At 71.9% G+C, this 21,574-nt stretch carries 20 protein-coding genes and 2 pseudogenes; 14 read left to right on the forward strand and 8 right to left on the reverse strand.

What is annotated here, in order from left to right:
- Positions 1 to 344: 344 nt before the first annotated feature.
- Positions 345 to 620, forward strand: coding sequence for a hypothetical protein (locus NW895_RS26090; protein ID WP_289938498.1), 276 nt, complete (start codon positions 345 to 347; stop codon positions 618 to 620).
- A gap of 130 nt (positions 621 to 750) precedes the next feature.
- Here NW895_RS26090 and NW895_RS26095 read toward each other — a convergent pair whose 3' ends face one another.
- From NW895_RS26095 to polX, 3 genes are all read right to left on the reverse strand, one after another.
- On the reverse strand, positions 751 to 1,449 hold the full coding sequence (locus tag NW895_RS26095; protein ID WP_289938500.1) for a hypothetical protein: 699 nt from the start codon (positions 1,447 to 1,449) through the stop codon (positions 751 to 753).
- 13 nt (positions 1,450 to 1,462) lie between these two features.
- On the reverse strand, positions 1,463 to 2,068 hold the full coding sequence (locus tag NW895_RS26100; RefSeq protein WP_289938501.1) for a sigma-70 family RNA polymerase sigma factor: 606 nt from the start codon (positions 2,066 to 2,068) through the stop codon (positions 1,463 to 1,465).
- 631 nt (positions 2,069 to 2,699) lie between these two features.
- Positions 2,700 to 4,466, reverse strand: a complete 1,767-nt coding sequence (polX, locus tag NW895_RS26105; protein WP_289938503.1) for a DNA polymerase/3'-5' exonuclease PolX — start codon at positions 4,464 to 4,466, stop codon at positions 2,700 to 2,702.
- 145 nt (positions 4,467 to 4,611) lie between these two features.
- On the opposite strand from polX, the pseudogene fusA reads away from it, so the two are divergent.
- Together fusA and NW895_RS26115 are read left to right on the forward strand one after the other, a co-directional pair.
- A pseudogene (gene fusA, locus NW895_RS26110) lies at positions 4,612 to 5,400 on the forward strand (elongation factor G); the annotation flags it as partial.
- A gap of 92 nt (positions 5,401 to 5,492) precedes the next feature.
- Positions 5,493 to 6,329, forward strand: a complete 837-nt coding sequence (locus tag NW895_RS26115) for an alpha/beta hydrolase (RefSeq protein WP_289938504.1) — start codon at positions 5,493 to 5,495, stop codon at positions 6,327 to 6,329.
- A 60-nt stretch (positions 6,330 to 6,389) separates the two neighbouring features.
- Here the strand turns inward: NW895_RS26115 and NW895_RS26120 are convergent, their stop codons facing one another.
- From NW895_RS26120 to NW895_RS26130, 3 genes are all read right to left on the reverse strand, one after another.
- Positions 6,390 to 6,815 (reverse strand): hypothetical protein, encoded by a 426-nt coding sequence (locus NW895_RS26120; RefSeq protein ID WP_289938505.1) that lies wholly within the window; start codon positions 6,813 to 6,815, stop codon positions 6,390 to 6,392.
- A gap of 320 nt (positions 6,816 to 7,135) precedes the next feature.
- Positions 7,136 to 7,528 carry an SCO5389 family protein gene (locus NW895_RS26125; RefSeq protein WP_289938506.1) on the reverse strand — a complete coding sequence of 131 codons (393 nt, stop codon included), beginning with the start codon at positions 7,526 to 7,528 and terminating at the stop codon, positions 7,136 to 7,138.
- A gap of 66 nt (positions 7,529 to 7,594) precedes the next feature.
- A complete protein-coding gene (locus NW895_RS26130) occupies positions 7,595 to 8,542 on the reverse strand; it encodes an ATP-binding protein (protein WP_289938507.1) in 948 nt (315 codons plus the stop codon).
- 152 nt (positions 8,543 to 8,694) lie between these two features.
- On the opposite strand from NW895_RS26130, the gene NW895_RS26135 reads away from it, so the two are divergent.
- The 5 genes from NW895_RS26135 (at position 8,695) to NW895_RS26155 (ending at position 14,375) form a co-directional block, all read left to right on the forward strand.
- A complete protein-coding gene (locus NW895_RS26135; protein ID WP_289938509.1) occupies positions 8,695 to 9,231 on the forward strand; it encodes a GNAT family N-acetyltransferase in 537 nt (178 codons plus the stop codon).
- A gap of 3 nt (positions 9,232 to 9,234) precedes the next feature.
- Positions 9,235 to 10,731: an ABC transporter substrate-binding protein gene (locus NW895_RS26140; RefSeq protein WP_289938510.1), complete on the forward strand. Its 1,497-nt coding sequence runs from the start codon at positions 9,235 to 9,237 to the stop codon at positions 10,729 to 10,731.
- A 3-nt stretch (positions 10,732 to 10,734) separates the two neighbouring features.
- Entirely contained in the window at positions 10,735 to 12,534 is a 1,800-nt protein-coding gene (locus NW895_RS26145; RefSeq protein WP_289938511.1) for an ABC transporter permease subunit, read from the forward strand.
- Entirely contained in the window at positions 12,531 to 13,778 is a 1,248-nt protein-coding gene (locus NW895_RS26150) for an MFS transporter (protein WP_289938512.1), read from the forward strand. Before NW895_RS26145 ends, NW895_RS26150 begins: the two co-directional genes overlap by 4 nt.
- A gap of 150 nt (positions 13,779 to 13,928) precedes the next feature.
- Positions 13,929 to 14,375, forward strand: a complete 447-nt coding sequence (locus tag NW895_RS26155) for a GNAT family N-acetyltransferase (protein WP_289938513.1) — start codon at positions 13,929 to 13,931, stop codon at positions 14,373 to 14,375.
- Positions 14,376 to 14,378: 3 nt separating this feature from the next.
- On the opposite strand, the gene NW895_RS26160 is transcribed toward NW895_RS26155, so the two are convergent.
- Positions 14,379 to 15,155: a CDP-alcohol phosphatidyltransferase family protein gene (locus tag NW895_RS26160; protein ID WP_289938514.1), complete on the reverse strand. Its 777-nt coding sequence runs from the start codon at positions 15,153 to 15,155 to the stop codon at positions 14,379 to 14,381.
- 108 nt (positions 15,156 to 15,263) lie between these two features.
- Between NW895_RS26160 and NW895_RS26165 the strand changes: the two genes are divergently transcribed.
- The 5 genes from NW895_RS26165 to NW895_RS26185 all read left to right on the forward strand — a co-directional run bounded on the left by NW895_RS26165 (position 15,264) and on the right by NW895_RS26185 (position 20,147).
- Positions 15,264 to 16,244, forward strand: coding sequence for a zinc-binding alcohol dehydrogenase (locus tag NW895_RS26165; protein ID WP_289938515.1), 981 nt, complete (start codon positions 15,264 to 15,266; stop codon positions 16,242 to 16,244).
- Between the two features lie 150 nt (positions 16,245 to 16,394).
- Positions 16,395 to 16,793 carry a 6-carboxytetrahydropterin synthase gene (locus NW895_RS26170; protein ID WP_289938516.1) on the forward strand — a complete coding sequence of 133 codons (399 nt, stop codon included), beginning with the start codon at positions 16,395 to 16,397 and terminating at the stop codon, positions 16,791 to 16,793.
- Complete coding sequence (locus tag NW895_RS26175) at positions 16,790 to 17,992, forward strand: glycosyltransferase family 4 protein (RefSeq protein WP_289938517.1); 1,203 nt, start codon at positions 16,790 to 16,792, stop codon at positions 17,990 to 17,992. The genes NW895_RS26170 and NW895_RS26175 overlap by 4 nt, the downstream gene beginning before the upstream one ends.
- On the forward strand, positions 17,989 to 18,972 hold the full coding sequence (locus tag NW895_RS26180) for a class I SAM-dependent methyltransferase (RefSeq protein ID WP_289938518.1): 984 nt from the start codon (positions 17,989 to 17,991) through the stop codon (positions 18,970 to 18,972). The genes NW895_RS26175 and NW895_RS26180 overlap by 4 nt, the downstream gene beginning before the upstream one ends.
- A 26-nt stretch (positions 18,973 to 18,998) precedes the next feature.
- Positions 18,999 to 20,147, forward strand: a complete 1,149-nt coding sequence (locus NW895_RS26185) for a lysylphosphatidylglycerol synthase transmembrane domain-containing protein (RefSeq protein ID WP_289938739.1) — start codon at positions 18,999 to 19,001, stop codon at positions 20,145 to 20,147.
- Here NW895_RS26185 and NW895_RS26190 read toward each other — a convergent pair.
- Positions 20,120 to 20,791 (reverse strand): annotated as a pseudogene (locus tag NW895_RS26190) (creatininase family protein); the annotation flags it as partial. The gene NW895_RS26185 and the pseudogene NW895_RS26190 sit on opposite strands and share 28 nt — an antisense overlap.
- Positions 20,792 to 20,838: 47 nt before the next feature.
- On the opposite strand from NW895_RS26190, the gene ribA reads away from it, so the two are divergent.
- Positions 20,839 to 21,498: a GTP cyclohydrolase II gene (ribA, locus tag NW895_RS26195; RefSeq protein ID WP_289938519.1), complete on the forward strand. Its 660-nt coding sequence runs from the start codon at positions 20,839 to 20,841 to the stop codon at positions 21,496 to 21,498.
- The last annotated feature ends 76 nt before the right edge of the window (positions 21,499 to 21,574 follow it).

The following is a 21,574-nucleotide window of genomic DNA, read 5'->3' on the forward strand; positions in this document are numbered from 1 at the left end:
GCGTGCCCGGTAGCTTTCACTCTGTAGTGCACCCTACTGGATGACGACTTGTAGTCCATCGAGAGCATGGCATGTACGACTACATCTACGAGTCGACATTCAAGAAGTGGGTGAGTGTCGTAAGCCACACCCCACGACCTCACTGACGGTTACTCAGAACTTGTGTCCGCAGAGGGAATGTGAGCTACAGAACACCGCGTAGTGCTGTAGTGCCCTACGCTGTGGGGCGTTCAGTCAGCAAGGGTGCTGCGCAGAACGCGCCATCAGCATCCGTGAACCGGGTAATGGCGTGCCCCGTCCCTGACGCGAACGGGGCATCCGGGCCCCGACGAAGGGAAAGACACGTGCCCAGCGAGCGCAGGACGACAGAGGAGAAAGATCGGCAGGTTGTGGTCTCCGTCCGCTTCCCCAGCCAACTGCTCGATCGCATCCAGGCCATCGCGGCCGTCCAGTCCACCACCGCCAACGCCGTGATCAGGGAGGGCATGGACGCCTATGTGCGAGAACGGGTGGCCAGCGCCGAATTCCGGGCGGCGAGCGAGGCCTACATCGCGCGAGCACAGGCCCAGGTAGCGACAGCGCTGCAGGAACACACACCTGGCAGCCCCGGGCGTCCTTGACTCTGACGGCCACCGGATCTCGCAGGCGACTTGTGTACTCCATACCCACTATCTGATCCATACATGGTCCCATCGAGCCGAGGTCCAGCGCGGACCTCGGCTCCGCTGTTGCGTCCGTCCCGTCGGCCTGTCATGCGGGGACCAGCACGTGCCAGTGCACGGCGAGGTCGGCGGTGGGCTGGGGGATCGGGCCCAAGCCCGCGTCGGGGGCGTCCAGTTGCGCCACGGCGTCTTTGACCGCCGCTTCGGGCACTCCCTGCCCGGGCGGCAGCGTGTAGCGGACGGCAGTGCCGAGCAGGGGGTCGGCGCCGGCCGGCTCGGCTCGGTGCTCGACGGGCCGGTACTCGCTCCAGTCGAGTTCGTTGAGGTCGCTGACCTGGTTCGCCCAGTGCTCGGCATCCCGTAACTCGCCGCGGCTCAGATGCAGTAGGTACAGGCACAGCGCCCCGGTGACGTTCCCGGCTCCGGCCGCGTACTGCCACCAGAACTGAGCACCCTCCTCCTCATCGGCGAGATGGAGCAGGCAGGCGAAGGCGAGCGCCCCGTCCGGATCCCGTGTGGTGTCGAAGGCGGTCACGTGCTCGGCGGCGCCGGGGTGCCGGATGGTGCCACGGCACAGCGTCCGCAGATCGCGTGCCGCGCGGTCGTGCAGGGCCACCGGCCGGCCGGCCGGCGAGGGTGCACCGGCCGGCCGGAGCACCCGGCGCAACTCGTCGAGTTCCCGGGCGATCGCGTGCCGGGCGGCCTCCAGATCGGCGTGCGTGTACTCGCCCTGGAAGACGCGGGCACGGCTCAGGACTTCGTCGACGCTGCGCGGGGTGCTGGACACGGCGTTCTCTCCTTTACTCGTCGGAATGGGGCTCGAACCGGCAGCCCATGGCCGCGGCCAGCCGGTCCTTGGCGGTCCGGCGCGTGGAGCGGACGGTCGCCGCGCTGACGCCCATGATCAGAGCGGTGTCCTTGGTGTCGAAGCCAAGGGCGTCGCGCAGCACCAGGACGTCGAAGTGACGCTCACTCAGACGTGTCATGTGCCAGTACAGCTCCAGGCCCTCTTCGAGCTCGGCGACCTGCTGCCCGTAGGCGGCCCGGAAGGACGAGCGGAAGCTGTCCAGGAGCGGAGCCGTGGCCGCACGTATCGCACGGGTGAACGCCAGGGTCTCCCTCGCGGACGGAGTGCGGCCCTGGAGGGCCAGTTCTGCGGCTACGCGCTGCTTGAGGAGCGTCCAGGCGTAACCACCCGGGTTCCGCTCCACCTCCGGCCAGACCGTCGCGAGGTGGACGAAGGCCATGTTGACCAGGTGACGAGCTGCCTTGTCGTCCCCCAGGTGAATCCGGCTGTATTCGTAGTAGGCGCGGTCGTACCGAGTGTGGAAGCGCCAGAACGTGGCGGGCATGGCGGCGATCAACTCGGCAAGTGTCTGCGCTGTGGTGTCGGGCTGGCTGCTCACCGGCGGCCTCCCGTACGGGAGGTGCCCGCCGCGGGCGGAGCGGCGAGCGGGAAACGGTGGTCGATCGGGGCGTGTAAGCCCGCGCCGGTGCCCACGCGGCACCACGGCGCAGTGGGCTCGTCGGGCACGACAGACCGCGCCGGGGCGGCGGGGGCCAGCGCGGAGCTGACTACGTCGTAGATCACAGTGGCTGTGTTCCTTCCTCCTTCTGCTGCGGTGCCGCGACCACGTCCGCCCCCGTTCAGCGTGGGCCAGCTCCTAGAGCGTGGTTGCTCTGGGAAACAGATAAGCGGACTGACGCCGCTGAGCGTGCAGTCCGGCAGCCACGTGATTTTGCGGACCCGTACGCTCCGATTCACGCCGCACTCCTGGTCGATTTGCAGTCGCGCAGCGCCACCGTTCGCCACCCGCGCCCCGGTTTGCGCCACCCCGCACGAACTGGCAGTCAGTCAGAGGTAGAGGCTTCAACAAAAATTTGCGGAAATGTGCAAGGTTCAAACACGCCTCCGGTGAGTGATGCAGATCACACTGCACAGGGTGCGTGCTCTGCTTCGTCATGGCCCTCCGACCTGCATGAATCGTCGGCGAGCCGCCTTGACTCCTCGGGCGATCCGTAGCGCGGTCGGTGGCGTCAGGCCCTGGCGTGCCGCTGCGCCCGCTCCTTGTGCAGGAAGCGCCGCAGCCGTGCCTCCGGCCAGGTGTTGATCACGTCGTCCTTGGTGAGCCAGCCGCGCTGTGCCCTGCCCACGCCGTAGCGCATGTTGGCGAGGTGGACCGTGGCGTGGGCGTCGCTGTCGACGGCGAACCTCACCCCGTGCCGCTTCGCCCGCAGGATGTCCTGGTCGCGCAGGTCCAGCCGGTCCGGATGGGCGTTGATCTCCAGAGCGGTGCCGGTGCGGGCGCAGGCGGCGAAGACGGCGTCGAGGTCGGCGTCGACCCCCGGCCGTTTGCCGAGGATGCGGGTGGTGGGGTGGCCGATGATGTGCACGTACGGGTTCTCGCACGCCCGCACCATCCGCCGGGTCATCGCCTCGCGGTCCTGGTTGAAGTGCGAGTGCACCGAGGCCACGCACAGGTCGAAACCGGCCAGGAACTCCTGCGGCCAGTCCACGTCGCCGTCGGGGCCGATGTTCAGCTCCGCCCCGTGCAGCAGCCGCATACCGCGCCCGCTCCGTCCGCCTCGCCCGCCGTACGCGCCGTCGAGTTCCCGTACCTGCGCGCGCTGGGCCAGGATCCGTTCGTCGGTCATCCGCTGCATGGCCATGTCCGGACCGTGGTCGGTGATCGCGTAGTAGGCGTAGCCGCGCCGGGCGGCCGCGGCGACCATCTCCTCCAGCGGGGCGAGACCGTCGGTGAGGTCGGTGTGCGTGTGCAGATCGCCCCGGATGTCCCGCTCCTCCACCAGGTCGGGCAGCTCACCACGGAGACCGGCCTCGATCTCCCCACGGTCCTCCCGCAGCGGCGGCGGGATCCACGGCAGTCCGAGCCGGGCATAGACCTCCTCCTCGGTCTCGGAGACGATCTTCGTGCCGCTCTCGACGTCGAACAGCCCGTACTCGGACAGCTTGAGCCCCTGGTGCACGGCCAGCTCGCGGGTGCGGATGTTGTGCGCCTTCGAACCGGTGAAGTACTGCAGCGCCGCGCCCCAGGAGTCCGGCGGGACGACACGCAGATCGACCGCCAGGCCCTTGGTGGTGCGCACGGACGTCTTCGCCTCGCCGCCGGCGATGACCTCGCTGACGTACGGCAGTTCGGTGAACGCCCGCATCAGCGGCTGCGACCGGGGCGCCGCGGCGAGGACGTCGATGTCCCCGATGGTCTCGCGGACGCGGCGCAGCGACCCGGCGTACGCGCACCGCCGGCAGCCGGTCACCCGGGAGAGCGCGGAGACGATGTCCTCGGCGACGTCCATGGCCACGTCGATCAGTACGCGGTCGCCGGAGGACTGGAGCAGGCCGATGCCGTGCAGGATGTTCTGCTCCGTCTTGGGGCCGAAGCCCTTCAGGTCCCGGAGCCGCTCCTCGTGCACGGCGTCGACGAGCTCGTCGATGGAGGAGATGCCCAGCTCTTCGTAGAGCATCAGCGCCTTCCTCGGGCCGAGCGTCGGGATGGCCGTCAGTCGCCGCACACCGGCGGGAATCCTCGCCCGCAGCTCCTCGACGGCCAAGACGCTCCCGGTACGGACGTACTCGACGATCTTCTCGGCGATCGACCTGCCGACGTTGGGGATCTCCTGGAGGCCCTTGACGTCCAGCGTCGAGACGTCGGCGTGGTGGCCGCCGACCGCGCGGGCAGCCTTCTCGTAGACGCGTGCCCTGAACGCGTCCCCACCAGTGATCGAGATCAGGTCCGCGTACTCCTGGAACAGCGCGGCGACCTCGTCATTGGAACGAGCCACAGGTCCAGGGTAGGCAGGGTTGCGGAGATCGTGCCCGGGGGGAACCGCTCGGGTGAAAACCGGGTGCCGCGCCGCTCGCCGGTTCCCTGCACTCACCACGCATCACGCGCCGCCCATGGTCCGGCGGTGCGCAGTCGTGACCAGTGTCCTGGAGCCGCCCGGTGCGGCCGAGCCGGTCGTGTCCGTGGCGGTCGAGGCCCGTCGCTGGCCGTGCGGACCGACCCGGAGACCGGCCAGACGGTGCTGTCCGGCATGGGCGAACTGCACCTGGAGGTAGCGGCGGAGAGAATCCGGCGCGAACACGGGCTGGAGCTCGGCGTCGGCCGCCCCCGGGTGAGTTACCGCGAGACGGCGGCACGCGGGGTGCGCGGTCTGGTTGTTCCGGCACGTCAAACAGGACGGAGGGGCCGGGCAGTTCGCGCACGTCGTCCTCGATGTGGAGCCGTGTTCCGACGGAGGTTTCGAGTTCCGCTCGACGGTCGTCGGCGGGCGGGTGCCGCAGGAGTACGTACGTGCCGTCGAGGCCGGCTGCCGGGACGCCCTGGCCGAGGGGCCGCTCGGCGGGCACCCGGTCACCGGGCTCCGCGTCACGCTCACCGACGGGGCGACCCATGTGAAGGACTCCTCGGAGACGGCCTTCCGCACGGCCGGCCGCCTCGGCCACCGCGAGGCCCTGCGCGCCTGCGCGATGGTCCTCCTGGAGCCGGTCGTCGAGGTCACGGTCACCGTGCCCGAGGACGCGGTGGGCGGGGTCCTCGGTGACCTGGCCGCCCGGCGTGGCAGGGTGACCGGCTCGGCCACGCGGGCCGGCGCCACGGTCGTGACGGCCACCGTGCCGCTGGCCGAACTGTTCGGCTACGCGACGCGGCTGCGCAGCCGCACCCAGGGGCGCGGCACGTTCACCGCGCGGCCCGCCGGCCATGCGCCGGCTCCGGTCGGGGCCGCCCGGCCCAGCGGAGGCAAGGGGTGGTGCATGGCCGGGAAATCCGATTGCTTCGGGTGCCGCGCGCTGACAGGCTCCCCGCCATGCCCACCTTCACCGCCCCCGACGGCACCACGCTCGCCTACCACGTCTCCGGTGACGGCCCGCCGCTGGTCTGCCTCCCCGGCGGCCCGATGCAGGACTCGGTCTACCTGGGCGACCTCGGCGGCCTGACGGCCCACCGCACGGTGATCCGGCTGGACCTCAGGGGCACGGGCCGCTCGGCGGCACCGGCGGACCCGGCGACGTACCGCTGCGACCGCCAGGTCGCCGACGTGGAGGCTCTCCGCCGGGAGCTGGGCCTGGACCGGCTTCACCTCCTGGCGCACTCCGCCGGTGCCAACCTGGCTGCTCTCTACACGGCTCAGCACCCGGACCGCGTGGCCGGGCTCGCGTTGATCACCCCGAGTGTGTTCGCGGTCGGTATCGACATCACCGCCGACGACCGCCTGCGCACGGCACGCCTGCGCCGGGACGAACCCTGGTTCCCCTCGGCGTACGCGTCCCTGGAGGCGGTCACCGAGGGGCGGGCGACTCCCGACGCGTGGCAGGCCATCGCCCCCTTCTGGTTCGCCCGCTGGGACAAGGAGGCGCAAGCCTTCCGCGAGGCCGAGGACAGACAGAGGAACCAGGAGGCGGCGGCCGTGTACGCCTCCGACGGCGCCTTCTCCCCGGACACCACCCGCACGGTACTCGCCGACTTTCAGGCCCCGGTACTCGTACTCGCCGGCGAGGCGGACGTGGCGGCGCCGCCCCAGGTGATGGCGGAGTACGCCGCCCTGTTCCCGAACGCCGAGCTGGTCGTCCAGCCGGGGGCGGGGCACTTTCCGTGGCTGGACGACGGGGGACGGTTCGTGACGCTCGTGCGACGTTCTGTGTGAAGGGTGTCGTTGACGATGTCAACGACACCCTTCATCTGCTGCACCTGGCGGCGCGGCCGGTCAGGACACGTAGCTGCAGTTGTAGTTCGGCCGGCTGGCGGTGGAGTCGCAGACCAGGAAGCGGACGTCCTTGACCTCGATCAGGGTGTCCGAGCCGACACCGTCCCCCCGCGTGGAGGCGATGGTCTCCCAGTCGTGCGTCTCCCAGAAGGAGCCGAGCCATTCCTTGTAGCGGATACGCAGGTGGCCGCCCACTGAGCCGCTGCACCGTCCGGTCGTCGAAACGCTGATCCAGTAGGAGGCCGTGTACCGGTCGGGCTCTCCTGTCTTCTCGTACTCGTACTGGCCGTCCGCTTCGACGCAGCCGGAGGTGCTGACACCGTCGACTGGCCACGGAGTTGCGCCGGCGGGTGCTTGCGAGACGCCTGCGGCCAGCGCCGTTGCGGCCAAGACGGTGGCGAGGCGGCTCCCTGTGCGACGGTTCATGCGTCCCCTCCCAGGAGTCGAGTGGGGACGAGTATGGAAATTCGGCGATGCGCAGTCCATAGCGGCAGGCAGTAATGGCCAATCCTCATCGCCGATCAGGTGGGTACAGGCCGAGGGCGGCGCGCCGGCGCCTGACGCGGCAGATCGCGGTGGACCTCAGGAGCGTCGGCCCGCTGACCTCCTCTCCGCCAGAGACGTGTGCGAGCCATCGAAGCTCGTCTTCGAACTGGTACAGCCACTCCCGCACATCCCACGTCCTCCGTCCGATTGCGGTTGTACAGCTTTCCGTGCCTCGTCTCGCGACATCGGGGAGTCCCGGCTCAGCAGTCCCTGAACTCAGGCGACTGATTCAGCACCTGCGCCCGCACCGAAGTGAACCGTGCGTGCGTCTCCCCACCCCGCGCCTCCGGCCGGAACGCCGCCACGCGGTGGCAGTTCTGGAAGGCCAGGCTGATGCCGAAGTGGCGTTCCAGGCTGCCCCGGATCGCGTCGCTGGCGAGGGCGCGCAGCAGCTGGCCGCGTTCCTGCTCGGACGGGGGAGGGGTCTGGTTGTCGGTGAACTCGGCGGTGCCGCCCTTGAGGTCGGCGGCGAGGGAGGCGATCAGATCGTAGGCGTAGGGGAGTGACGTGCGGACCGTGTCCACGAAGTCGTCCTCGCGGATGTCACCGTTCTCGGCTTCGGCGAGGAGATTCGGGGAGACGTCGAGAGACATGTAGGGGGTGTCCTGTCTGATCGGTGGTTCGGTTGTGACAAGAGGGGTTGCCGGAAGAGGCCGGTGTCAGGCCAGTGCCGCCGGGCCCGGTACGAAGTCCGGGTCCACCTGGGCCGCCAGGTCCTGGCCCGTCGCCGCGTTCGCCCATGCCCGGGCGTTGCGGAGGTGGAACTCCACGGCGTGGCGGTGCAGGGCCGGCCAGTCCTTGGGGCGGGAGTCGACGGTCTCGCGCAGGATGTTCAGGGCGTGCCGGTTGTGGGACTCCAACTCGCCCTCGGCGCGGCCCTGTTCCGCCGAGCGGACCCAGGAGGAGTGCACGAGGTGGGTCAGGAGGTCGTCACCCACCTGGTCCTTGAGGAAGAGCAGGTCGTCCTCGCAGGTCACCTTGTTGCCGACGACCGCGAGGCGGATGCCGAACTCCTGCGCGTGGTCATGGTACTGGCGGTAGACCGAGACGCTCTTGCGGGTCGGTTCCGCCACCAGGAAGGTGATGTCGAAGCGTGTGAAGAGGCCGGAGGCGAAGGCGTCCGCGCCGGCGGTCATGTCGACCACGACGTACTCGCCGGGGCCGTCGACCAGGTGCCCCAGGTAGAGCTCCACCCCGCCGAGTTTGGAGTGGTAGCAGGCCACGCCGAGGTCGCTCTCGTCGAACTCGCCCGTCACCATCAGCGGTACGCCGCCCGCCCGTCCGACGTGCCGCGCGTGCAGTTCGTCGTCGCCGAGCAGGCGCAGCAGGCGTGAACCGCGTCCGGGCGGGGTCGTCTTGACCATCGCCTCGCGGGAGGTGATGCGTGGGTTGGTGCCGCGGAGGTAGTCCTTGATCTCGCCCAGGTGCGACGCCAGGGGCGGGGCCACCATGGGCTCCTCGTCAGGATCCAGCGCCTCGGCCAGGTGCTGGTTGATATCGCCGTCGATGGCGAGGACCGGTGCGCCGGAGCCTGCCAGATGGCGGGAGAAGAGGGCCGACAGCGTGGTCTTTCCGCTGCCGCCCTTGCCGACGAACGCTACCCGCACCACCGCTCCGTACTGTTTCTGAAAATGAATGTCATGTGGCTAGGCTTCAGGAGCGGTCAAGCTGCTGTCAAGTCAGAGCAGTTGGGTTTTGTCGGCGCTTGGGGTGAGGGGGGGCTGATCTTTGGGTTCCGCTTAATGCATATAATGTGCAGGTGCGTGACTACTGCATCAGGGTGGCCGGCCCGGAAGACCTCGACGGTGCGCGAGCGGTGATGCTCGACACCGTCTACCGTGACTTCGGCACCGGCTACGTGCCCCACTGGCACGGCGACATCATCGACCCGTCCGCCGCCTATCTCGCCTCGGCCCGCCACACCCTCCTCGTCGCGCTCGATGCGCGTGGCGGAGACGTCGTCGCCACCGCGGCCCTGGACTCCAGGGGCCCGGCTCACCCGCCGAACCCGCGCCACCTCGCCGAGCGCTATCCCTCAGGCGAGACCGCTCAGCTGCGCCGGGTGTACGTCCGCCCCGGCCACCGCAGGCGCGGCCTCGCCCGGCGCCTGGTCGAGGAGCTGCTCGCGTTCGCGGAGGCGCAGGGTGGCTATCGCTCCGTCTATCTGCACACCGATCCGTCCGTTCCGGGCGCTGAGGCCTTCTGGCGGTCGCTCGGCAAGGTCGTGCACGACGAGCGGGAGGATCCGGGCGGCGGCAACGGCGTTCTGCACTTCGAGATACCGATGGGGCGGTGACCAATGGTGCTCTCTCGTACGAGGCTGCTCGCGGCCTTCGCCCTCGTTCCGCTTCTCACCGGCTGCTTCGCCTCCGGCGGCGGCGCCGACGGCGCGGACGGGGCGCAGGACGGCTCCCGGCTGCGCGTCGCCCTCGCCTTCCCGCCCGCCGAGAATTTCTCGCCGTACGGCGCCGACGCCACTCTCCTCAGTCGTCTCGGTGTCACCGAGGGCCTGACCTCCCTGGACGCCAACGGTGCCGCGGCGCCCGCACTCGCCGAGTCCTGGCGCCGGGAGAACGCCCGCACCTGGCGGTTCACCCTGCGCGATGCCACCTTCCAGGACGGCACCGACGTCACCCCGTCCGCCGTGGCCGCCTCCCTCACCCACGCCACCAAGGCGAAGCCCGCGCCCGCCGCCCTCTCCGGCGTCGGTCTCACCGCCGAGGCCGACGGCGGCCGCGGCCTGCGGATCACCACCGCCCGGCCCGACCCCGTCCTGCCCCTGCGTCTGGCGAGCCCGAGCCTCGCCATCCTCGCGGCGAAGGCGTACGACCGCCAAGACCGCGTCGACCCCGTCGGCCATGCCACCGGCCCCTTCGAGATCACCCAGGTCACCGGCACCACCGCCGCCACCCTCGACCGCTTCGACGACTACTGGGGCGGCCGCGCCCAGGCCTCCGGCATCGACGCCCGCTTCATCGCCGACGGCACCGCCCGCACCAACGCCCTGCGCACCGGGCAGCTCGACATCGCCGAGGCGGTGCCCGTCGCCCAGGCCGCCACCCTGGACAAGGAGACTCGCAGGGAGACCGCCACCACCCGCACCACGAGCCTGCTCCTGAACGCCGAGTCCGGGCCCTTCAAGGACCCCGGGCTCCGGGCCGCCGCCCGCGAGGCCGTCGACACCTCCGCGCTCGCCAAGGGTGTCCATGAGGGCCACGCCGACCCCGGCGGCGGTGTCTACGGGCCCGCCGTGACCTGGGCCGAGGGCAAGCGGAAGCAGCCGGTGGGGCGTGCGCGGGCCACGGCGCCCGAGGGAACGCGGCTCACCCTCGCCACGTACGACAACCGGCCCGAGCTGCCCGAGGTCGCCCAGGTGCTCAAGCAGCAGCTGGAGAAGGCCGGGTTCGAGGTGAAGCTCGATGTGCGCGAGTACTCGCGGCTGGAGAGCGACGCGCTGGAGGGGAAGTTCGACGCGTTCGTCCTCGCCCGCAACACCCTCGTCGACACCGGCGACCCCGTCGCCGTCCTCGCCGGCGACTACACCTGCGACGGCGGCTTCAACATCGCCCAGCTGTGCGACAAGGCCGTCGACCGGGCCGTGGCGAAGGCCGAGGAGACCGCCGACCCCGCGAAGCGGCAGGACGCGGCCATGACGGCCGAGGCGGCGATCCTCGGCAGCGACGCCGTGGTGCCGCTGGTGCACCAGCGCATCATCACCGGCGTCGGCGCCTCGGTCAGCGGCGTGCTCCTCGACCCGTACGAGCGGACCCTGGTCGGCACCGGAACGCGGCGCTGAACGATGCGACAGGTTCTGTGGCGTGCCGCGCTCGCGGCTGCTCTCGTGTGCGGCATCGGTCTGCTGCCCTGGCTGACACGCACCGACCCGGCGCTCACCGTGCTGAAGGCCCGGTCCGCCGACCGCGACCCCACGCCCGGGGTACTGGCCGACATTCGTGACCAACTCGGTCTAGACCAAGGGCCGTTGTCCTTGCTCGGGCAGTGGCTGGGCGGCCTCGTGCGCGGGGACGCCGGACGGTCGTGGATCTCCGGCGCCGAGGTCACGCCCGCCGTGCTGCAGGCGCTGGGCGTGTCCCTGCTGCTGATGGCGGTGGCCCTCGCGGTCGCCGCCGTCACCGCGGGACTCGTGTGCGCCCGCACGCTCCGTACCGGCGGCCGGTCCCGCAGGGGAGGCACCGGCTCCGCGGTCCTCGCCGCGCTGCCCGAGTTCCTCACCGCCTCCGTGCTCGCCACCGTCGTCGGCGTCCAGCTCGGCTGGCTGCCCGCCCTCGGCTGGTACGGGCCGAAGTGGACGGTGCTGCCCGCGCTCGCCCTCGGCCTGCCCGCCGGGGCCGTGCTCGGGCGGCTCCTCGACGACCTGCTGCCCGGCGCCTTCGACGAACCCTGGGCGCAGGCCGCCGCCGCCCGCGGCATCCCCGGCCGGTCCGTCGCCCGTCAGGCGCTGCGCCGCTGCCTGCCCGCGCTGCTGCCCAACCTCGGCCTGTTCGTCGTCGGCCTGACCGGCGGGGCCGTCGCCGTCGAGCAGATCTTCGACATCCCCGGCCTCGGCCGCACCACCCTCCAGGCCGCCCTCGCCCAGGACCTCCCCGTGCTCCAGGCCGGCACGCTCGCCCTCGTCCTCCTCGCCGCCCTGGCCACCGGCGTCACCCGCCTGGCGACCCGGCTGCTCATCGGCCCCGCCCTGCGCGACGGCGCCCTGCCCACCCTGCACCGGCCGGCCCCGCCCGCCCGCCGGGCCCTGCCCCTGCTGTACGGCGCCGCCCTGCTCGCCGTCGTCGCGCTCGGCCTGCCCCGCGACCCGCTCGCCCTGAACACCGGCGAACGCCTCCGACCCCCCTCCTGGTCCCACCCCTTCGGCACCGACGCGCTCGGCCGGGACCTGCTCGCCCGGGTCGCCCACGGCGCCCTCGGCACCTTGCTCCTCGCCCTCGCCATCACCGCGGCCGCCCTGGTCGCCGGCGTGCTGCTGGGCCTCGTACCCCGGCTGTCCGGGCCGCTCGCCGACACCGTCAACGCCGTACCGCCCGTGCTCGCCGCGCTGCTCGTCACCGCCGTCGCGGGCGGCGGTACCGCCACGCCCGCGCTCGCCGTGACCGTCGTCGCCTGGGCTCCGCTCGCCGCGCACACCTCCGCGCTGCTGCGGCAGGAGCGCGCCGCCCTGCACCTGACGGCCACCCGCGGTCTGGGTGCCGGCCGCTGGTACCTCCTGCGGCACGAACTGCTGCCCGCCGCCCTGCCGCCCGTCACCCGCCACGCCCTGCTGCGCCTGCCCGGCGTCGCCCTCGCCCTCGCCTCGCTCGGCTTCCTCGGACTCGGCGCCCGACCGCCGTCCCCCGAGTGGGGCCTGCTGCTCGCCGAGAACCAGCCCTATGCCGAACGCGCCCCCTGGGCGGTCCTCGCCCCCGCAGCCGTCCTCGCCCTGCTCGGGGCGCTGGCGGTGACCGCGGCCAACGCGGCGAGACGGAGGTCCCACCGGCCGAAGGCCGGGGCAGGCGTGCGGTGGCGGCGACCGCGGCCTCGTACACCCCTGGCGGAGACCGAACAAGCAACGTCCCTACAGCAATTGGCAGGTGTTCGATGACCGTGCTGTCGATCCGACTGCGGAAGACTCCGGTGGAGCGCACCCGCCTCTCGCCCCTGCTGCGCCTGCTGATCCTCACCCAACTCGCCTTCAACATCGGCTTCTTCGCCGTACTGCCGTTCCTGTCGGAACACCTGGGACAGTCCCTGGGCATGGCGGGCTGGCTGGTCGGGCTGGTGCTCGGGCTGCGGACCTTCAGCCAGCAGGGGCTCTTCGTGGTGGGCGGGGCGCTGGCCGACCGGTACGGCATCCGGCCGGTGGTGCTCGCCGGCTGCGGACTGCGGATCGCCGGGTTCGTATGGCTCGGGTACGCCGGGCAGACCTGGGCGGTCGTCGGTGCCGTGCTGCTCATCGGGTTCGCCGCCGCGCTGTTCTCGCCCGCCGTCGAGTCCGAGGTCGCCCGGCAGGCCGTGGTGTGGGAGGAGACGGGCGCCGGCTCCCGTACCCGGGTCCTGGCGCTGTTCACCGTCGCCGGACAGGCCGGGGCGTTCCTCGGGCCCCTGCTGGGCGCGCTGTTGCTGGCGGCGGACTTCCGTACGGTCTGCCTGGCCGGCGCCGGGGTCTTCGTGCTCGTGCTCGCCGGGCACGCCTGGCTGCTGCCGCAGCACATCCCCGGGCGGGCACGGACCCGCGTGCGGGGCGGGATACGGCTGCTGCTGCGCAACCGGCGCTTCCTGGCGCTGTGCTGCGCGTACGGCGCCTATCTGCTCGCCTACAACCAGCTCTACCTCGCCCTGCCCGACGAGGTGCAGCGCGCCACGGGCTCCCAGGCGGCGCTGGCCTGGCTGTTCGCACTGTCCTCGCTGCTGGTGGTGACGGCGCAGCTGCCCGTCACGCGGTGGGTGGGGGAGCGGCTGAGCCTGCGCCGGTCCATGGTGGCCGGGCTGGTGCTCATCGCGGCCGGGTTCGCGACCGTCGCCCTCGCCCGCCCCGCAGGCTGGACGGGAACGCCCGGGCTGCTGCCCGCGGCGGGCTTCGTCGTGCTGCTCACGCTCGGCCAGATGCTGGTCGCGCCGGTCGCCCGTGCCTGGGTCCCCGATCTCGCCGAGGAGGGGCGGCTCGGTCTGTACACGGGGGCGCTGTCCTCGGTCTCCGGCCTGATCGTGCTCATCGGCAGTTCGGCGACGGGCGTGCTGCTCGACGCGGGGTTGCCTGCGGCCGTGCCGTGGTTGGTGCTGGGTGCGGTGCCGGCTGTGGCGGTGGGGTTGTTGCCGGGTGGGCGGGGTGTTGCCGGGCGCGGGTAGGGGCGGGGGGTGCGGACGGTGAGACGCCGGGGGTGTGCTGGTCGGCGGTTCGGCGACGGGCGTGCTGCTCGACGCGGGGAGGCGGCCGGCCGCGTGATCGGACCGTTGTCGCGGCGGGCGGGGGCGTTGCGCGCCGATAAGGTCCGGCGCATGGACATCCAGGACATCCGGGTGGAGATCGCCCGGGACGCCGATCAGGAACTCGTCGACGCCTTCGGCCGGCTGCTGCCGCAGCTGTCCGCCACCGCCAGGCCCCTCGACCTCCAGGCCGTCGACCGCATCCTGCGGTGCGAGGCGAACACGGTGCTCGTCGCCCGGGCCGACGGTGTCATCGTCGGCACCCTGAGCCTGGTGATGTTTCCCCTGCCGTCCGGGCTGCGGGCCCGCATCGAGGACGTCGTCGTCGACGCGCAGGCACGGGGGCGCGGCATCGCCGGGATGCTGCTGCGGGAGGCCGTACGGATCGCCGGGGAGGCCGGGGCGCGGAGCGTCGACCTCACCTCCCGGCCCGAGCGGACGGCGGCGAACCGGCTGTACGAACGGCTGGGGTTCCAGGCCAGGGAGTCGAAGGTGTACCGGCTGTCACCTGGCGGCTGAGGGTCAGGAGGCGACCGGCTCGCGCTTCGGCAGCAGCGTCAGCAGCTCCGCCTCGGACGCCTCCTGGGACCGGGACGTCCGCCACAGCCACAGGATGTCCCGGCCGAACGACCAGACCAGCAGCGTCAGCGCGGTGGCGACGACCGCGAACGTCGCGGCGTACGGGAGGAAACCCGAGGCGGCGAGCAGCAGCAACACGCCCTGCAGCGCTGCGACCGTCTTGCGGGCCGTGCTCGGCGGCAGCGCCGCGTTCAGCCACGGCCAGACGCGGGCCGCGGCGACGAAGCCGTAGCGCATACCGCCGATCAGCAGCACCCACGGGCCGAGCGCCATGGACACGTACACGCTGAGCACCAGGATCAGGAAGGCGTCGACCTCCATGTCGAAGCGGGCGCCCAGCGGGGTCGACGTACCGGTGCGGCGGGCGACCTTGCCGTCGACACCGTCCAGGATCAGGGCGATGGCGGTCAGGCCGACGAAGAGCGAGATGGGCGGCGAACTCTCGAAGGAGTCGGCGACCAGAGCGGTCACTCCGCCGACCAGGGTGGCCCGGCCGAGGGTGACCCGGTTGGCCGGCCCGAAGCTGCGCAGCCGCGAGCGGTGCAGGGCCCGGGAGAGCACCGCCCAGGTGGCGAACGCGAACGCGAGGCCGGTCAGCCAGCCCGCGGGGCCCATGCCGATCGCCGTACCCAGCAGGGCCAGCAACAGGATCTGCACACCCGCGCCCACGGCGGTCTCCTGTTGTACGAGCCTCGCGTCGTAAGTGTTGTTCAGGGCCACCGAACACCCTCCGGCCGTGTGACAGAGTCGATCAACGCCGCTACTTTGTGCGCGGCCTGTGCACCACTCGGTACGTGGGCGGCTTCCCGATCGTTCAGGAGGAATTCGATGAAGCGCACAGCACGTGCGTTCTGGCTCAACTCGCCTGGACAAGGAGAGATACGGGACGTCGGCCTTTCGGACGCCGGCGAGGGCGAGGTGCTCGTCCGCGCGCTCTACTCCGGGGTGAGCCGCGGCACCGAGACGCTCGTCTTCCGCGGCCAGGTGCCCGAGAGCCAGCACGCGGCCATGCGGGCGCCGTTCCAGGAGGGCGACTTCCCCGGGCCGGTGAAGTACGGCTACCTCAGCGTCGGTGTCGTCGAGGAGGGACCCGAGAGGCTGCTGGGCCGTACCGTCTTCTGCCTCTACCCGCATCAGACCCGGTATGTCGTCCCGGTGAGCGCCGTGACGCCCGTGCCGGACGGCGTGCCCGCCGAACGGGCCGTGCTCGCCGGCACCGTGGAGACCGCCGTCAACGCACTCTGGGACGCGGCGCCCCTGGTCGGCGACCGGATCGCGGTGGTCGGCGGCGGCATGGTCGGCTGCTCCGTGGCCGCCCTGCTGGCCCGCTTCCCGGGCGTCCGCGTGCAGCTGGTGGACGCCGATCCGGCGCGGGCCGAGGTCGCCCACGCCCTCGGCGTCGGCTTCGCGTCCCCCGGCGACGCCCTCGGCGACTGCGACCTCGTCGTCCACGCCAGCGCCACCGAGCAGGGACTCGCCCGGTCCCTGGAGTTGCTGACCGCCGAGGGCACGGTCCTCGAACTGAGCTGGTACGGCGACCGGAAGGTGGCCCTCCCGCTCGGCGAGGCCTTCCACTCCCGGCGCCTGGTCATCCGCAGCAGCCAGGTCGGCACCGTCTCCCCGGCCCGCGCGAGCCGCACGTACGCCGACCGGCTCGCCCTCGCCCTGGACCTGCTCGCCGACCCGGCGCTCGACGCCCTCATCACGGGGGAGTCCGCCTTCGAGGACCTGCCGGAGGTGCTCCCGAAGCTGGCCTCCGGCGAGATCCCCGCCCTGTGCCACCGTGTCCGTTACGGCCACACGGGTTGACGAATCGCTCAATCCGGTACGACAAGGGCGCCTGACCTGAGAAAAGAACGTACGAGCCGCTGAACGCGGGAAGGCAGACAGCCGTACTACTCGGCATCCCGCGCAGCGAGAAGCGGGGGAGCAGACGCGCCGCACCTGGAGGGTCGTCCGTTGTTCAGTGTTACCGTCCGCGATCACATCATGATCGCCCACAGCTTCCGCGGCGAGGTCTTCGGACCCGCGCAGCGGCTGCACGGCGCCACGTTCCTGGTGGACGCCACGTTCCGGCGCGAGCAGCTGGACGAGGACAACATCGTCGTCGACATCGGTCTGGCCACACAGGAACTGGGCGCCGTCGTCAGCGAGCTGAACTACCGGAATCTGGACAACGAGCCGGAGTTCGCCGGGGTCAACACCTCCACGGAGTTCCTGGCCAAGGTCATCGCCGACCGGCTCGCCGAGCGCATCCACAAGGGGGCGCTGGGCGAGGGCGCCAAGGGCATCGCGGGCATCTCCGTCACCCTGCACGAGTCGCACATCGCCTGGGCGAGTTACGAGCGTGCGCTGTGACCGACACGACCCTGGAGCGGCCCGGCACCGGCATCGACGGTGCGTCCCTCTCCTACGTCCCCGCGCAGATTCCCGCGCTCCGGAACGGCGACATCATCCCCATGTCCCTGCGCTCCGTGCACTTCGTCATGCCGGGCGGCGTCGACGACCCGTCCGCGCCGAGCGGCGGCAACGCCTATGACCGGCGCGTCTGCCTGGACCTGCCCGGCTTCGGCTGGCAGGTGCACAAGCACAGCGTGGCGGGCGACTGGCCCCGGCCCGGGGCGGCGGCCCGAACGGAACTCGCCCGCACACTGAGCCAGTTCCCGGACGGCACCGTCGTCCTCCTCGACGGCCTGGTCGCCTGCGGTGTGCCGGACATCATCGTCCCGGAGGCGGAACGGTTGCGCATGGCCGTCCTCGTCCACCTCCCGCTCGGCGACGAGACCGGCCTCGAACCCGCCGTGGCCGCCGAGCTGGACGCCCGCGAGCGCGAGGTGCTGCGGGCCGTCCCGGCGGTGATCGGCACCAGCGACTGGGCGGTCCGCCGCCTCGTCTCCCACCACGGCCTCGCCCCGGACCGCGTTCATGTCGCCGCCCCCGGCGCCGACATCGCGCCCGTCGCCCCCGGCACCGACGGCGTCTCCCGGCTGCTGTGCGTCGCCGCGGTGACGCCCCGCAAGGGCCAGCACCGGCTGGTCGAGGCGCTGGCCGCGGCGGCCGACCTGCCGTGGAGCTGCGTGTGCGTGGGCAGCCTCGAACAGGAACCCGAGTACGTCGCCGAACTTCGCGCCCTGATCCGCAAGTACGGCCTCCAGGACCGGCTGGAGCTGGCCGGACCGCAGGCCGGCGCCGAACTCGACGCCACCTACGCCGCCGCCGACCTCATGGTCCTCACCTCCTACGCCGAGACCTACGGCATGGCGGTGACCGAGGCCCTCGCCCGGGGCATCCCGGTGCTGGCCACGGACGTCGGCGGACTTCCCGAGGCGGTCGGACGCGCCCCCGACGGCGGTGTGCCCGGCATCCTCGTCCCGCCGGAGAACCCCGCCGCGATCGCCGCCGAACTGCGCGGCTGGTTCGGCGAGGCGGACGTACGGCGCCGGCTGAAGGCGGCCGCCCGCAGCCGGCGCGTGGCCCTGGACGGCTGGGCCACCACGGCACAGAGCCTGGCCGGAGTACTGCGCCGGCTGCCGAACGAGCCCAGGAGGGCGGCATGAGCAAGACGGCATCGGTCGGGGAGAAGATCCCGGCACAGCCCGGACCGAAGGACGCCCCCGAGTCCGCAGACGCCGTGATTCCGGGCGCCGGACCCACCGTGCGCCCCGGCGAGAGGCCCACCGTCAAGCTGCGGGAGGACGGGCCGGAGGAACCGCCCCGGTACGCGCCCGAGTGGCTTCAGCTGCGGGAGCCCGCCGACGCCTCCGCGCGGGCCCACGACCTGCTCGATCCGCTGCGCATCCGGCTCGCCAACCTGCCGGGCAAGGCGGGCGTGGCCGTGCACGACATCGGCTGCGGCACCGGCTCCATGGGGCGCTGGCTCGCCCCCCTGCTCGACGGCGCCCAGCACTGGATCCTGCACGACCGCGACCCCTACCTCCTGCACTTCGCGGCCGTCGCCTCCCCGCGCTCCGCCGCCGACGGCAGCAGGGTCACGGTCGAGACGCGGCGCGGTGACGTCGGCCGCCTCACCGCGCACGCCCTGGCCGGCGCCTCGCTGGTGACGGCGTCCGCACTGCTCGACGTCCTCACCCGCGAGGAGGTCGACGCCCTCGCCGCCGCCTGTGCGGGAGCCGGCGTTCCCGCCCTGCTGACGCTCTCGGTGGCCGGACGCGTCGACCTCACCCCGTCCCACCCGCTGGACACCGAGATCACCGAGGCGTTCAACGCCCACCAGCGGCGCACCGGCCTGCTCGGCCCGGACGCCGTCAACGCGGCCTGCGAGGCCTTCTCGGAGCGTGGCGCGACGGTCCTGGTGCACCCGAGCCCCTGGCGGCTCGGCCCCGCCGAGTCCGAGCTGACGGCCCAATGGCTGCGCGGCTGGGTCGGCGCGGCCGTCGAACAGCGCCCCGAACTGCGCGAGCGCGCCGAGCGCTATCTGGAGGAGCGTCTCGCGGCCTGCGCCGCAGGGGAGTTGCGGGTCGTGGTCCACCACAGCGACCTGCTGGCCCTGTGCCGGCCGACGGACGGGGTGGCGTGAGCGTGCAGACCGTCGAGGCACCGGTGATGCGCGCGGGGGTGCGCGGGGACGCGGCGCGCCGCACGCGTGCCCTCAACCTCAAGGCGCTGCGCACCCACGTGGGCACCCTGGCCGGCGTGGTCATCCTCGCCGTCCTGCTGTGGCGCCTCGGCACCGGTGTCCTCCTCGACGGGCTGCGCCGGATCGACGGGGTGACGCTGCTGGCGGCGCTCGGGATCGGGCTGGTGACCACGGTGTTCAGTGCCTGGCGGTGGGCGCTGGTGGCGCGGGGTCTCCGGATCCGGCTGCCGCTCGGGCCGGCCGTCGCCGACTACTACCGCGCGCTGTTCCTGAACGCGGCCCTGCCCGGTGGCGTCCTCGGCGACGTCCACCGGGCGGTGCGGCACGGACAGAGCACCGGCGACCTCGGCCGCGGTGTCCGCTCGGTCGTCATCGAACGGGCCGCGGGACAGCTCGCGCTGGCCGCGGTCGGGGCCGTGGTGCTGCTGACCATGCCGTCCCCGGTGCTGGCGGAGGCCCGGCACATCGTCCCGCTCGCCGCCCTCGCCGCGCTGGGCGCACTCGCGGTCGTCCTGGCGTTCCGGATGAACCGGGCGCCCTCCCGCCGGGGCCGGGCCCTGCGCGCGGCGCTCGGCGAGGCGCGTGCGGGACTGCTGTCCCGCCGCAACTGGCCCGGTGTCGTGATCTCGTCCGTCGTCGTCCTGGCCGGGTATCTGGCGATGTTCGTCCTCGCCGCCCGGGTGGCGCGGGTCTCCGCCTCCGTCGTCGTCCTGCTGCCGCTGGGCGTGCTCGCGCTGCTCGCCATGGCGCTGCCGCTCAACGTCGGTGGCTGGGGCCCCCGGGAGGGCGTCGCCGCCTGGGCGTTCGGCGCGGCGGGGCTGGGCGCCGGAAGCGGGCTGTCCGTCGCCGTCGTCTACGGGGTGCTCAGCTTCGTGGCGAGCCTGCCGGGCGTCCTCGTCCTCGTGGCCCGCTGGTACACGGCTCTGCGCGCCGGCTCCGGGACCGCCGCGGCGGCCCCGGAGCCGCACGCGTCCGACGGGCCCTACCCCGCGTCGTCCGTGGAGGTCAGCAACGAGAAATACGCGCCGAAGGAATCCGCCAGGCTCGCCAGAAGTTCCTTCCCCTTTTCCGCCGAACCCAGCGAAGCACGACCGATGACACCGGAATCGGTATAGGCGGACATACCGAGGGAGAGCAGATGACGCCGGTCGTCGGCGACGAAGTCGGAGGTCTCATAACCAGGTCGGAGCAATTCGGGATGAGCGTGCAGAAGGACGGAGGTCTCAATTTCCCCCGCATGCATGTCGGTGAGCAGCGAGGTCTCCACCCCCGCCCGCTCCCGCGCCGCCTCCCAGTCCTCCGGGGCCGGGAAGAGCGCCATCCGCTCGCCGCACGCGGAGGATTCCTGAACGACGTTGCCCAGCACGTAGTTGCCGCCGTGCCCGTTGACCACCACCAGGGCTTCGACACCCGATCGGCGCAGCGACGCCGCTATGTCCCGTATCACCGCATGAAGGGTCACCGAGGAGATGCTGACGGTCCCCGGCCAGGCCGCGTGCTCGTGCGAGCAGGAGATCGTCACCGGCGGAAGGAGGTGCACCGGATACCTGTCGGCGATCTCCCGCGCGATGGCACAGGCGACCAGCGTGTCGGTCGCCAGCGGCAGGAACGGACCGTGCTGCTCGAAGCTCCCCACGGGAAGAACCGCGACCTGTCGTGAGACGTCGGCGCCTCGCATCCGTACGTCTTCGGTGGTGTCGGCCGGCACCAGACCGTGCGCCGGACCGAGTGCCCCCGACCGCGTCTTCGAACCACTCATTTCTTCACGGCCTTTCGTCTCCGCAGGAACTGCTTAGGAACTCGATCATGACAGAAAAAATTGGCGTACTCGGCACGAAGTCACCGCAGCGCACGGACGTGGAACGCGTGGTGAATGCACCGCTGCCCACGGTGTACGGGAAATTCCAGGCGGTCGGCTACATGGACCACGAGCGCGGCGACGAGCAAGTCGCGCTGGTCTACGGCGAGATCGGCTCGGACGACGTTCTGGTCCGGCTGCATTCGGAGTGCCTCACCGGTGACGCGTTCGGCTCCCAGCACTGCGAGTGCGGCGACCAGCTCGCCCACGCGCTGCGTGCCGTCGTCGCTGAAGGCAGCGGTGTCGTCGTCTACCTGAGAGGGCATGAGGGTCGCGGCATCGGCCTGCTCGCCAAGCTCCGCGCCATGGCGCTGCAGGCGGAGGGCCTGGACACCGTCGAGGCCAACCTCGCCCTCGGCCTGCCGGTGGACGCCCGCGACTACGGCGTCGCCGCCCGGATCCTGGAGGACCTGGGCGTGAAGTCGGTCCGCCTGATGTCCAACAACCCGCGCAAGCGCGAGGCGTTGGTGCGGCACGGCATCCAGGTCGCCGAGCAGGTGCCGCTGCTGATACCGCCGTGCGACGACAACATCACGTATCTGCGCACGAAGCGGGAGCGACTGGACCACCACCTGCCGCATCTGGACGCCGTGGCGCACTGGTCCTGACGGCGTCCGGGCGGTCTCCTGGTACGACGACACGTACCACACGTACGACACGTACGACTGCGTCGGCCTCGGCAGC

The organism is Streptomyces sp. S.PNR 29 (genome assembly GCF_030386795.1).
In the GTDB taxonomy this organism is placed as follows: Bacteria; Actinomycetota; Actinomycetes; order Streptomycetales; family Streptomycetaceae; genus Streptomyces.

Excerpts from the sequence above, each read along its gene's own strand:
- NW895_RS26115 (WP_289938504.1), top strand. The coding sequence starts at position 5,493 with ATGCCCACCTTCACCGCCCCCGACGGCACCACGCTCGCCTACCACGTC.
- NW895_RS26120 (WP_289938505.1), bottom strand. The coding sequence starts at position 6,815 with ATGAACCGTCGCACAGGGAGCCGCCTCGCCACCGTCTTGGCCGCAACG.
- NW895_RS26125 (WP_289938506.1), bottom strand. The coding sequence starts at position 7,528 with ATGTCTCTCGACGTCTCCCCGAATCTCCTCGCCGAAGCCGAGAACGGT.
- NW895_RS26140 (WP_289938510.1), top strand. The coding sequence starts at position 9,235 with ATGGTGCTCTCTCGTACGAGGCTGCTCGCGGCCTTCGCCCTCGTTCCG.
- NW895_RS26145 (WP_289938511.1), top strand. The coding sequence starts at position 10,735 with ATGCGACAGGTTCTGTGGCGTGCCGCGCTCGCGGCTGCTCTCGTGTGC.
- NW895_RS26150 (WP_289938512.1), top strand. The coding sequence starts at position 12,531 with ATGACCGTGCTGTCGATCCGACTGCGGAAGACTCCGGTGGAGCGCACC.
- NW895_RS26155 (WP_289938513.1), top strand. The coding sequence starts at position 13,929 with ATGGACATCCAGGACATCCGGGTGGAGATCGCCCGGGACGCCGATCAG.
- NW895_RS26165 (WP_289938515.1), top strand. The coding sequence starts at position 15,264 with ATGAAGCGCACAGCACGTGCGTTCTGGCTCAACTCGCCTGGACAAGGA.
- NW895_RS26180 (WP_289938518.1), top strand. The coding sequence starts at position 17,989 with ATGAGCAAGACGGCATCGGTCGGGGAGAAGATCCCGGCACAGCCCGGA.
- NW895_RS26185 (WP_289938739.1), top strand. The coding sequence starts at position 18,999 with ATGCGCGCGGGGGTGCGCGGGGACGCGGCGCGCCGCACGCGTGCCCTC.
- ribA (WP_289938519.1), top strand. The coding sequence starts at position 20,839 with ATGACAGAAAAAATTGGCGTACTCGGCACGAAGTCACCGCAGCGCACG.